At 65.8% G+C, this 11,510-nt stretch carries 9 protein-coding genes and 3 pseudogenes; 5 read left to right on the top strand and 7 right to left on the bottom strand.

From position 1 onward, the window contains the following. Both ABT001_RS32085 and ABT001_RS32080 read right to left on the bottom strand, forming a co-directional pair. Positions 1-1,022 (bottom strand): ParB/RepB/Spo0J family partition protein (locus ABT001_RS32085; RefSeq protein ID WP_351284821.1); only part of this gene is annotated, 1,022 nt, incomplete at its 3' end. Further along, positions 1,019-2,269 carry a ParA family protein gene (locus ABT001_RS32080; RefSeq protein ID WP_351284820.1) on the bottom strand — a complete coding sequence of 417 codons (1,251 nt, stop codon included), beginning with the start codon at positions 2,267-2,269 and terminating at the stop codon, positions 1,019-1,021. The genes ABT001_RS32080 and ABT001_RS32085, both read right to left, overlap by 4 nt. Before the next feature lie 1,269 nt (positions 2,270-3,538). Here ABT001_RS32080 and ABT001_RS32075 point away from each other — a divergent pair. The 4 genes and pseudogenes from ABT001_RS32075 to ABT001_RS32060 all read left to right on the top strand — a co-directional run. Continuing rightward, complete coding sequence (locus ABT001_RS32075; protein WP_351284819.1) at positions 3,539-4,057, top strand: DUF1203 domain-containing protein; 519 nt, start codon at positions 3,539-3,541, stop codon at positions 4,055-4,057. Between the two features lie 74 nt (positions 4,058-4,131). Beyond that, complete coding sequence (locus ABT001_RS32070) at positions 4,132-4,914, top strand: IS982 family transposase (protein WP_351284818.1); 783 nt, start codon at positions 4,132-4,134, stop codon at positions 4,912-4,914. A 158-nt stretch (positions 4,915-5,072) separates the two neighbouring features. Further along, positions 5,073-5,527, top strand: a pseudogene (locus tag ABT001_RS32065) (hypothetical protein). Positions 5,528-5,932: 405 nt separating this feature from the next. Further along, positions 5,933-6,013: pseudogene (locus tag ABT001_RS32060) on the top strand (IS5/IS1182 family transposase); the annotation flags it as partial. 359 nt (positions 6,014-6,372) lie between these two features. Here the strand turns inward: ABT001_RS32060 and ABT001_RS32055 are convergent. Further along, positions 6,373-6,888: pseudogene (locus ABT001_RS32055) on the bottom strand (transposase); the annotation flags it as partial. A gap of 79 nt (positions 6,889-6,967) precedes the next feature. Between ABT001_RS32055 and ABT001_RS32050 the strand changes: the two are divergent. Further along, positions 6,968-7,468: a CobW family GTP-binding protein gene (locus ABT001_RS32050; protein WP_502967556.1), complete on the top strand. Its 501-nt coding sequence runs from the start codon at positions 6,968-6,970 to the stop codon at positions 7,466-7,468. A 398-nt stretch (positions 7,469-7,866) separates the two neighbouring features. Here ABT001_RS32050 and ABT001_RS32045 read toward each other — a convergent pair whose 3' ends face one another. From ABT001_RS32045 to ABT001_RS32030, 4 genes are all read right to left on the bottom strand, one after another. Further along, positions 7,867-9,042 carry a GTP-binding protein gene (locus ABT001_RS32045; protein WP_351284816.1) on the bottom strand — a complete coding sequence of 392 codons (1,176 nt, stop codon included), beginning with the start codon at positions 9,040-9,042 and terminating at the stop codon, positions 7,867-7,869. A gap of 6 nt (positions 9,043-9,048) precedes the next feature. Continuing rightward, complete coding sequence (gene rpmF, locus ABT001_RS32040) at positions 9,049-9,219, bottom strand: 50S ribosomal protein L32 (RefSeq protein WP_351284815.1); 171 nt, start codon at positions 9,217-9,219, stop codon at positions 9,049-9,051. Positions 9,220-10,293: 1,074 nt separating this feature from the next. Beyond that, positions 10,294-10,719 carry a transposase gene (locus tag ABT001_RS32035; protein ID WP_351284814.1) on the bottom strand — a complete coding sequence of 142 codons (426 nt, stop codon included), beginning with the start codon at positions 10,717-10,719 and terminating at the stop codon, positions 10,294-10,296. A 37-nt stretch (positions 10,720-10,756) separates the two neighbouring features. Next, entirely contained in the window at positions 10,757-11,308 is a 552-nt protein-coding gene (locus tag ABT001_RS32030; protein ID WP_351284812.1) for a transposase family protein, read from the bottom strand. Between the last annotated feature and the right edge of the window lie 202 nt (positions 11,309-11,510).

Raw genomic sequence — 11,510 nt, 5'->3', positions numbered from 1 at the left:
TGCTGCTCGTCGTCCATCTTCTGTAGTACGAGTTCTGCCACGGCATCACCGTCGTGCCACGGCATCTTGGTCCCGCGGGCGAGGTGAGCGAGGCTCGGATCCCCCTGTGTAAGCTCCGGAGCGTCCGCCTGCTGGTCGTCGGCTTCAGCGCGCTGGGCAGGCAATTCCTCAGGGACAGCTGAGGCATCGGAGTTATCACGGCGTGATACCTCTGGCTGGTCCTCCGACGTGATGGGGGCAGGAGTCGGTGCCTCAGGCTGCGTCCGGACAACCTCCGGAACCACTCCCCCGCCGGACAGGATCGAGGACTTCTGCTGAGCGGAAGCAGTCGCTCGGGCATCCGCCTTCTCCCGCTGCTCCTCTGGGGCCAGCTTGGCCAAGTTCCGCACGTGCTCGATCTTTCGACGTCCGGCAACAAGGTCCGCCTGTAGCTCGGGTGCGAGGTCGAGGATCGACAGCTTCGAGGAGATGGTGGACTGGCCGATACCCAGCCTCTTGGCTGCCTTGTTCTGCGAACCGTAGAACTCGACGAGCTTGCGCAGCGCTTGGGCCTGCTCGAGAGGGTTCATGTCGTCGCGGTGAACGTTTGCAACGAAAGCTGCTTCGAGTAGGGATTCGTCGGTGGAGACGAGCGCGTTTTCGACGCTGACCCGAATCGTCGATGCGCCGGCAAGTCGTGCGGCTTCGAGTCGGCGATGGCCATCGATGACGATGAAGCGAGCGCCTACGTCGAGGTCATCTGCCCGGTCCGGGCGTTCAGCGAGGTATGCCTCAACGCTGGCGATGGTGATCGCGTTGATGAGGCCGATCTCTCGAATGCTGTCGGCCAGTCCGTCAAGGTCGCGGAGTTCTTCACGCGGGTTGTCGGGGTTCTGGCTGATGACTCCGAGGGGGAGTTCTGTGGGGTCGGGAACTCCGTCGGTGGCCGCGCCAGTGGCGGCACCGATGGCGGCGCGGCGGGCGCTGATGGGGCGGGCCTGAGCGAAAGAGGCTCCGGCACCGAGATCCTTGGCTTTGCTCACTTGCTGATCTCCCGGGCGAGGGCGCGCAGCGCGACTGATTGGTCGCAGCGGGGCGCGTAGGCGAGGAGGGGTCGCTTGGCGCGGACGGCCTCCTTCTGTTCTTTGAGGTCTCCGATGACGCCGACGACTCGGGGATCCTTTATGTCCATCCAGGACTGCAGGGAGGACGTGGCGATGTAGCCGCGGCGGGCGTCGTAGTGGTTGACGACGAGTCCGAGGTAGTCGATGTCGAGCGCGAGGTCAGCGCGCATGTCCTCGATCTGTGACGTGAGGAGTCCGTAGGCGTCGGCGCTGCTGTCCTCGGCTTGGACCACGATGAGGGCGCCGGAGTTGCCGGGGGATTCCTGAGGGCGTCGTCGTCCGTAGTAGGTAGCGGCATCCATGCTCAGGCCGAGGCTGGGGGGACAGTCGACGAGGATGACGTCGTAGTCGGCCTCGATGGGGGACAGGGCGCGTTCCAGGGAGGCCTCGCGTGCTCGCACGGATGCGAGGCGTACGTCGAGGAGGAAGGCGTCGGTGCATGCTGGCAGGAGATGGAGTCGTTCGCCGAAGCGCTCTTCGTCGATAGGGACGATGAGGTCGCGGAGTTCACCCTTGCCGTCTCCGGCCATGTGATTGGTGAGGGAGTCCCCGTCGATGGGGAGGGGTTCTTGGCCGAGTTGGCGGGTGAGGTGGCCTTGGGGGTCGAAGTCGACGAGCAGTACTCGTTGGCCGAGGCCGGGGAGGTCTTCGAGGGTGAGCGGGTCGTGAGTGTTGGTTTCGTCCTGGGTGAGTAGAGCTGCGAAGTGCTTGGAGATGCGTACAGGTACCAGCGCGGTGGGGGACTCCGCGAGAGCTTCTCCGGTGCCGGCGGTGATGGCGGTTTTACCGACCCCACCCTTCTGGTTGCAGACGATGAAGCGGCGGACGATCTCGGGGCGCTTCACGGCCGGTGCGGGATTGATGTCGAGCCACATCTGCACGGATTGCGCGAGTCCCTGGATCAGGGATACGCCTCGGTGTTTGCAGTCGGCGCGAAATCCTGACCAAAGGTCGGCCGGCAGGAAGGTCGCGAAGGACTCGGCGCCGCTCGTGTCGATGGGGCTGAGGTTGGATCCGAGACCGCGCCACGCTGCCACGCCGGCTTCCACGGCGTCCTGCATGTCGAGGCTGTGTTGGAGAGCACGGATCTTCAACTCCTGGCGGAGCCAAGAGGGCAGTTTGGAGACGACCTTCTCGCGGTCGCCACTGCTGTCAGGTGATGTCATAGTCCGTCACTCTACTAACGCGAGAGATCGATTTGGTACACCACGCGTTAGCTAGACAAGTTTTTTGCCGTGAAGGGCTATCACGCCGTGATAGCTCTTCGCCTCAGCTGGGTCCCACCCGCACAAGCGAGTCAGAACCGCGGACCTATCACGGCGTGATAGGTCAACGACGCCTCAGAGGTCAACCACCCACCACGCCGGCGCGACATCCTGCCTAGTTGAACATCTACCGGTCGCACCGAAGACTGACGACCGCCCAGTTCGTCTCCTCAATGCTTGACCAGACCAGACCCGGCAGGAGTCCATCCCCGCTGAGCTTGAAGGAACCGGATCGAACTGGTCACCTCTCCCGAAGCCGTCGTCCAGACCCGCCTGTTCGCCTCCCTGTACTGGCGATTCCGCAGCCGCCTGCCCTACGACCCGACACGGCATCTCGCTCTCGTTCCCGACCAGTGCTCTTGTAGACGAGCCCGCGATGTCCAAGCCGTTGGTTGACGGACGGAGCGCCCCTCTTGCGCAGGCAGCGGAAAACCGTTCGACGCGGCGGGCCAGATTCGTCATGATCTCCGCTCGGGACGACTCCGAGGCAGTTCCTGGTCCGGACCGCCGCTCGCAACGACGCCGAGTCGTGCGCGGCGATGAGCCGATCACATCGCTTGGCATGCGAGGTCGGGGCACATGCCTGGGCCCTTCGTCTCGCACGCCGTTGTATTACCCCGACTTGGTAACGCTGGTGCCGGGCGCCGACCGGGTCACGCTGCTGTCGTGGATCGACACCGTCGCACCCAGCACCTCGAGTAGGGACAGTGTCGCGGACCTCGACCTCCCTGACGGAGGCAGGCTTCCAGGTGTTGTTTGAGGCAGAGCGGATCTACCGCTAGGCAAGTGCGCCCGCCCTGGCGCCGGATCTCGGCTGGGACGCGGCGGGCGATCTGGACATGCTGCAGGTATGGGTGCGCGCCTGGGACGACGGAGATGGCAACGCGGCACTGTTCCGATCCGGATTACTCGACGACCCAGATACCTTCGTGCCTACTGGAGAGTCCGCCGACGGCCGAGTGGTCGCCGGAGCGATGGCGAGCCGCAGTGTCCAGGTAGTCGGAATCTGCAACGTCTTCGCGCTAGATGATCGATTCCAAGGGGTGGGGATCGTAAGGGGCCTGGGTACAGCGGGTGTGTCGTTTCCGGTCAGCTTTATGGGCGGGCACGCACGAACGTGACGTCCGTTTCCTGCCAGCAGACACTCGTGCGTCGAGCCAGCATGGGCGCATGACCAGGTACTCCGTGCTCCCCGTTGATCCAGCCGTCCTTAAGGAACTGCGTGTTGCCGATGACGCAGGCCGTCCCTGCGTCCCGTACATCGCGACCCGCGACGACGCAGGCTCCCCGCTGCGCTGCTGCCTACGCCCCATCAGGCTCAGCGAGCGGATTGCCCTTGTTTCATACGCTCCGTTGCGACGCTGGGCCGCCGCGGAGGGTGCGCTTCCAGGCGCGTACGACGAACAGGGACCCGTCTTCATTCACGCCGATGACTGCGGCGGGTTCACCCTCGGCGAGAACTACCCCTTCGACCGGCCGGGCGCCCTGCGTACCGTGCGCCGCTATGACGCCCAGGGCCATATCGCCGGTGGCCGCCTTCTTGAGATTCCGGTCGACACCACGGCTGGTTTCGACGCAGCCTTCGACGATGCGTTCAGCGACCCGGACGTGGTGCTCGTGCACGTCCGGGCACTGGAGTACGGATGCTTCCACTTTGAGGTGCGGCGGCCCTCCGCCGAGGAGCAGTAGCCGCCGTACCACCTGAATGATCGATTTCAGCGGATCGGCTGCCCGCATGGAACGAGGAAGTCCAAAGTTCGGTTGTGACTCCAGACTTGGACTCCCTCGCCACCGCTCTCTATGTGAAGACCGACGACCTGCTGAAGGCATCACCGCACCTGCGGCATCTCTTCCCCTACCTGCCGCGGCAGCCCGGTTACAGCAAGCGCCTGCGCAAGGCAGCCGAGCTGCTGCGGCGGGTGACCCGGGTCCTGGCCACCGACACCTCTGTATGGAGCGACGACGTGTGGATCGTGGACTCCACGCCCGTGGAGTGCGGACGCTCCCGCGAGACCGTCAAACGCTCCGACCTGGCTGGATGGGCAGAGTACGGGTACTGCGCCAGCCACAGTCGCTTCTTCTGGGGCCTGCGCCTGCACCTGGTGTGCACTCTGCAGGGCCTGCCCATCGCCTTCGCCCTGACCGGGGCCAAGGCCGACGAACGCGAGACCTTGCTGGACCTGCTCGCCGCCGAAGCGCACCTCGTCGCCGCCCGGCCTGGACAGACGCTGATCGGCGACAAGAACTACTTCGGGCGCGGCTTCGAGCACCAGTTGGCCGAGCAGGACATTCGACTGCTGCGGCCGGTCCGCAAGGGCGAGCCGGAACGGCCTGGGGCCCCGCTGTTCAAACCGTTGCGGCAGGTCATCGAGTCGGTCAACGAGATCTGCAAGGGCCAGCTCAACCTCGCACAGCACCGAGGCCGCACACCGGTCGGCGTGATAGCTCGCGTCATGCAGCGCGTCCTCGCGCCGACCGCCGCGATCTGGCACAACGACCACACCGGCCAGCTCGTCCTGCGCTCACTGACCGCCTACGACCACTAATCCCTTGGAAACGATCATCGAGACGGCAGCCCGAACGCGGCCTGGCCGGCCCTACTGGACGCGGTTCAACGTCTTCGCGCTCGGGCGTGTGTCCGAGGTGCTGGAGTGGCTGAGGTGATTGCTGGAAGCGGAGTTACCGATACGTCGGACCGATCGAGTTGAAGGCTGCGGTCGGGCCTGGCAGCGGCGGGTGCCGGATCAGCTCGGCAGCGGAATACAGCGTCTGGATTGCTGGGCAATCGGCGGCGGAGCTGGCCGAGCCGTTCACCTTCGTGGTTGGCGCGGACGGTGCGCTTCGGCTGGCGCCGCGACGGAGCGAGCACGTGGCCTGTGCCGGGGGAGCCGTGGTGTTAAGTGCCGGCGAGATCGGTTTCGTGCGCGAGGCGGACCGGCGGGACGGGAGCGAGATCAGTAATCAGTCCACCGGGTATTGCCCGGACATCGGCTTTGGTCGGAAGTCGCTCGTGCTTTGGACGACGTAGGGCTTGAACGTCCGTCCGGCTTCACCCACGAGGTGGTGTTCCGCCGGTGCCCCGGCTGCCAGGAGCACAACATTGTGCGCGAAGACGACTTTGTCTGCATCTTCTGCGGCAGCGATCTGCCGGACACGTGAAACGTGGATCCCACCGCGTGATGGCCGAAGGGCACAGCCACTCGTTGATGGCTGCTACAAGGACGGTTGCCTCGTAGAGGACGGCGAGCTTGATGCCTTATGGATGTCAACCATCGTTCCCGGGCGACCGGGTTGGTCGGTCGGAATGGTCGCTGGGACAAGATGTCGGTGGATCTCACGCGACGTAGCGTTTGAGGCAGCGGATGATCTCGCGGCGTGTCTTGCCCTCGGTCAGACGCCGCTGCAAGTAGTCGCGGGCCCGGTCATTCAGCTCCGGTGGCTGAGGACGATCCGATGGGGGAGGGGAGCACGGTGGTAGCCGCCGTGGTGCAACCTGCGGAGTTGTGCTCTTCCCGGGGGATGCCTCGACCGGGCTGGTGCCCATAAGGCTTCGCAGGACGCCTCGCCCGCGTCGAGCGAGTCTTCGCGCGCATGAAAACCTGGATTCTCCGCGACTGCCGCCTCATAGGCGACGGCGTTCACCATCCAGGACGGTGGCACTGTCGTGAAGCATGGTCACGGCAGGGACACTCAGAGGGCCTCGGCGGGACTATAGAGGACGAGTGCTCCGTTGGCGGCAAGCGGCTCGGCCTTGGCAAGGCTGCGATGACAGGTACGGGCGATATGACCGGCCCGAACGGCGATTGAGGTACGACCAACCTCGCCAGAATCCCCTGTGTGCGGCCCTGGCGGCCTCTGAGGAGATCCAAGGTCCTGAGACCCCAGGAGGCTAGAGATCGGGCGTCTGCACCCCGGTTCTGTGGGTCGCTTTTGGTTCAAATCTCACCTATCAGCAGAATGAGCAAATCGGAGTGCGCTGTGTCATCGATTCCTAATGCTGTCTGTCAAGCCGCGAGGGTGGTCAGCGGCGTGAACTCGTAGCACCGTCCATCGCGGAGGAGAGCCCAGAGGACTTCAACGCGGCGGCAGGCGAGGGAAAGGACGGCTTGGGGGTGGTGTCGTAGAGCCGACGAGATCCCTCGGACCGTCGGATGCTGAACAACGCGGAGGTGTAGAGCCCCCACTGGAGCCGTCGGTTGTATCGCTGCGGTCGCCGCAGGTTCCCGCTGATTTTCCCGGAGCCGCACGGGACCGGTGCGACGCCGCCGAAGCCGGCGAGGCGGTCGGGGGAGCGCCGAAGACGGCCATGTCGTCGCCGGTGGCGGCCAGGAACTCGGCGCCGAGGATGATGCCCGGGCCGGGCATGCTGGTGATCACGTCGAAGTGCAGGTGTTCGCGAAACCGGGCCCCGATGAACTTGTCGAGATCGGCGACCTGCTCATTGAGGAGCATCACCTCCATCGCGAGCGTGTGCACCATCTGGGCGGTCAGCTTCCCCCAGGCAGGCTGGCGTGCCGGCGCACCCGAAGCGGTGCGATTTCCCTCGGAGACCACTACGCAGCGGCGCCCATCCTGGACGTTATCGACCCAGCGCCGTTCATGGCCGACATCGGTTGCGTACACCAGACCGTTCGCCTGTGGAACGGCTGGGACCGCACAGCTCCGCTCACGCGGGCCGAAGCTGCTGCACGGCAAGTTGAGGCCGCCGATGTTCTCTATGTGCCCGCGGAGAAAGACGCCGACAGCCGGTACGCGTCAGGTGTGGCGTCCCTGGTCGAGCAGATCAACGGTACCCCTCCGCTTCTGCACCCGTCCGCCGACGAGAAGCGCTTTGTCCATCCACTACCGGCCGACTTCCGCGAACAGTGGCTGGCGCGCCTGGATCCCATGGTGACCCCCGGCATCCGGCGCGGATCCGCCCACCTCACACCCTCCGTTGCGTTTGTGCTCTGGCGCGCTCGCCCTCCCGCCCACCCGCAACGCCTGGCGGGCGCCCTCGCCAACGTCATGAGGAGAGTCGTACGCAGCCGAGGCCACCTGCGGCTTTCCAGTCGTCCCGATTTCTGCGGTCACCTGGCGCTCCGCCGGTTGCGCACCTGAACCTGCGAAAGGCGGGCCAGTGGCTGGAGCCGGAGGAAACGCCCGCTTGGCAGGCCGCCACACCTCAGAGCGAACCCTCGCGTCGTGGTTCTGGCACGACTATTACGGGGAGCGGCGCAACGAGATTGCCCTCACCCGCAGTGGATCTCGATGGGCAGGCCATCAGGCTTGCCCTCAACGAGGTCTTGCTGACCGATCAGAAGCTGGCGCAGGGCAGGGATGAGTGGGCCGCGGTGCCCGACCCGTTGCTCGAATGACGCCCCTCTGGTGAAGGGGAGTCCTGTAGTCAGGTACAGATGGACCCTGTCCACCGAAGTCATCTTCGGCGGGGCCCACTTGTATGCGGTACGGGCCGGGCCGGACGATGCCGTGGCTGCGACCACCGTCCGGCCCGGAGTTCAGGGGTGCGCTGCCAAGGTGTCCGGGTGCTCGTGCTCACATGAGTCGTCGATGCCATACGTGTTCCATTCGGGGAAGGTATCGGCCGCAGGCCGGGCCTCACCCTCGGACATCAGGCATGCCGACAACGCTTCGTGGAGTGTCTCCGCGCGCAGATCCGTACCGATGAAGACCAGCTCTTGACCCTGCGTGGTCCCGGAATGACGTGCGCCGGACGGCTCGAAGCGGGCCACGGAGCCCGCCTGCGACCAGAGACCGGTCACGTTCGGCCGGGTGGACAGCCAGAAGAAGCCCTTGGAGCGCAGGACCTGTCCGTACCGGCCACTGTCGAGCCCGTCGGTGACGAACGTCCACAGGCGGTCGGGATGGAAGGGGAGGTCCGAGCGGAAGACCATGCTGGAGATTCCGTACTCCTCGGTCTCCGGCATGTGGTCCCCGTTCAGCTCCCGCACCCATCCGGGAGCCTGCTGGGCCCGGTCCAGGTCGAAGAGACCGGTACCGAGTACCTCGGACAGTTCCACGCGCCCACGGCTGACGGGCACGATCCGGGCCGCAGGGTTGAGGCGGTTGAGCGCGGCGTTGAGCTGCTCACGCTCTCGCTCATCCACGAGGTCGAGTTTGTTGAGCACGATGACGTCGGCGAACTCGATCTGGTCCATGAGCAGATCGCTGACCGTGCGCTCGTCGTCCTCGTACTGGTCGAGTCCGCGCTCGGCGAGACCGTCACCCCCGGCCAGTTCCGGCAGAAAGCTGGCCGCGTCGACCACCGTGACCATGGTGTCGAGCCGGGCGAGGTCGCCCAGTGTCGCTCCGTCGTCGCGGGGGAAGGAGAAAGTGGCCGCCACCGGCATCGGCTCCGAGATGCCGCTGGACTCGATCAGCAGATAGTCGTAGCGCCCTTCGCGAGCGAGCCGGTCCACTTCCTCCAGCAAGTCGTCGCGCAGGGTGCAGCAGATGCATCCGTTGGTCATCTCGACCAAGCGTTCCTCGGTGCGTGAGAGTGCCGCCTCGCCTCCGCGCACCAGCGCGGCATCGATGTTGATCTCGCTCATGTCGTTGACGATCACCGCGACTCGCAGGCCCTCGCGGTTGCTGAGGACATGGTTGAGCAGTGTGGTCTTGCCGGCTCCCAGGAAGCCGGAGAGCACGGTGACGGGCAGCGGGCCCTGAGCCATGAAGGATCAGCCCTCGGGGTGGAGGAGGCCGCGATCGTACGCCTTCACCAGTCGCTGCGGCACCTGGTAGACGGAGCCGTCGACCGTGACCGGCACGAGCTGAGGCGTCGTGGCCTTCCACTGGGCGCGGCGGTGACGGGTGTTGCTGCGGGACATCTTCCGCTTCGGAACTGCCATGGAGACCTCCTGGGTCGGCGTAGGAAGCGAACGCTATATGAAAATGATAATCAATGCGAAATTGCTTGGTCGGTATGACGCCATTCCTCCGCCCGTGAGCGCTCCCTGGGGTGGGTACTCTTCGCCGACCTGCGGTCGCCCCCACCGGCGTCCTCCCGCAGTTGAGGTTGCTCAGTGCGCACGCCAGTCCGATTGCCGTTGCACCATGGGCGAGAGGGGCAACGATCGGAACCCGGGGTCTTATCGCCGTGCGGGCGGGAGTGGTTGCTCCCCTGTCTTGCGCGCTGGGTGTTCGGCACTCCCGGGCAATTTCGTTTAGCCTCGGCATTTCAGTTGGTGCTGCTGGACGGCTGAGCAAGGTTGTTGGAGGCCGCGTCGGCCGGTGGGCATGGTGAGGGTCCGACGCGGGGACGGGTTCTCCCAGGTCCTTCAGCCGAGGTGGGCGGGAACCGCGAGTCAGCTGGCGGGGCGGGAGCGCAGCTGGTGCTCACGCGTGCACCGGGCGACCAGCATGTGGCCGACCGGCCGGCGACGCCGATCCGAAGAGGATCCGTTCGGTGTGCTGCGCGAGTTCGACAGCCCGGAGCTAGTCGTCGAGCAGAACCCGGCACTTGGCTCGCGGAATGCGCCGCCGACCGGCCGGAACAAATCGACCGCACGAACAAGGTGCCGACCGTTGTGTGGAGGGAACCCAGCGTGCGGGCTGACCAGGACGAGCATCACAAGGCCGCGGACTCCGGTCGCACGCCACGCAGCCGCCCCGGCTTGATCTGATCCCCACCGGGCGGCGTCCTCGTCACCACGCGGGGTGCCGGCGGTTGCGCGGTGACCGGCCGTGGCGAAGTGCGCTTCCCTCACAGGTAGGCGCTGACCCTGCCGTAGCTTCCTCGATAGCCCAAGGGAATGACCTCTTCCCAGAGCTTCCGGGCGTTGGTGCAGCCCTCGTCCCAGCGTTCGTCCAGGTAGGGCTTGTACTCGTCGAGGACGTAGGTCCTGTTGTGCTGCCACTGGCCGCGGAAGAGCCTTCCGGCTTCGCTGCGTCGGCGAGGCTCTTGACGGTGCGGTGGGTCATGTTCAGCTGGCGTCCGATGGAACGGCGACTGTGGCCAGCTTCCAGCAGCGCGTGGACCGTGGCGTGCCTGGCTCGGATGCGGTTGGCGAACCGCTCACTCCGCCATGAGGAGCCTGCCTTCCCTTCGGGCGGCGTCTGTTCGTCGGCCTTCGCCTCGCGGTCGGGGACCAGGACGCGAAGGCTCTGGCGGTGGCGGGCGCGGGCGGCAGCCCGCTCAGCGGCGTCCCCGAGGTTGTGCCACAAGGCCAGCGGTCGGCGACCTGCGTCGCCTGAGGTGCACCGGTTGTAGCGCCTTCCGCGAAGAACGGCGCGCGGTCCCGGCAGACGACCTCGATCCCGGGTCGCTTCGCGAGCCACGCTGCCAGACTGGACGCCTCCCGGTCAGGCAGAACATCCACCGGCCGACGGGTCTCGACGTCGACGAGCACCGTGCCGTAGCCCCGTCCTTTGCGTGTGGCGTACTCATCAACACCCACCACCCGCGGGGCCGGGAATTCGGGTTCGGGCAACGCATTGATCAGCCGCAACACCCCGCTGCGGCTGATGGACACCCCCGAAGACCCGCGCCATCCGGGCGCCGGCCCGGCAGGCAAGGGCGAGACCCACTACGGCAAGAGTCGACCGCAACTGCTCCGTCCACCTGCTGTGCCTCCGGGTCAGTCCCGGCAACTGCTCAGCGAACGTCCGCCGAGCACATGAAGACTCCGGACAGAAGAACCGCCGGCCTTGCAGACGCAGGACCACCAGACGTCCGCCACTTGGCACGTCCGCTGGGAACCGCAGGTAGGAACTGTGCACCCGGGTCGACTCGCTCCCACAGTCCGGGCATGCCGCCCCGTCCGCCGTGCTACAGACGGCGATGCGTATCGCCTCGTCGCTCACGTCCGTCCGCGATGGGCGGCAACAGGAGGCCCTCCAGACGAGGCGCCATCTCTTCCACGACGCCGCACTGTTGACCACACCAAGACCGGTCCTGGCCTTTTCAGGCAATTTCCCAGAGCCCGATCGGAGCCTCATCCGTCACTCAGCGTGTGCACATCACGGAAAGCGAGCCAGAACCAGTTTTAGTTCTGGTCCAACTTCTGTGGAGCCCTCACACTCTGTAACCTGCTGGGCCTGGATGGCCCTTCGTCACTCGCTGACAGACCTGTTTGGGATCATGCCCGCATGGACTTCGACCTCGCCCCACCAAACGGCGTTGGCCCGTTGCGGATCGGTA

The sequence above is a fragment of the Streptomyces sp. NPDC002793 genome (assembly GCF_040295485.1).
Taxonomy (GTDB): domain Bacteria; phylum Actinomycetota; class Actinomycetes; order Streptomycetales; family Streptomycetaceae; genus Streptomyces.
This window is presented reverse-complemented; position numbering and strand designations above follow the sequence as displayed.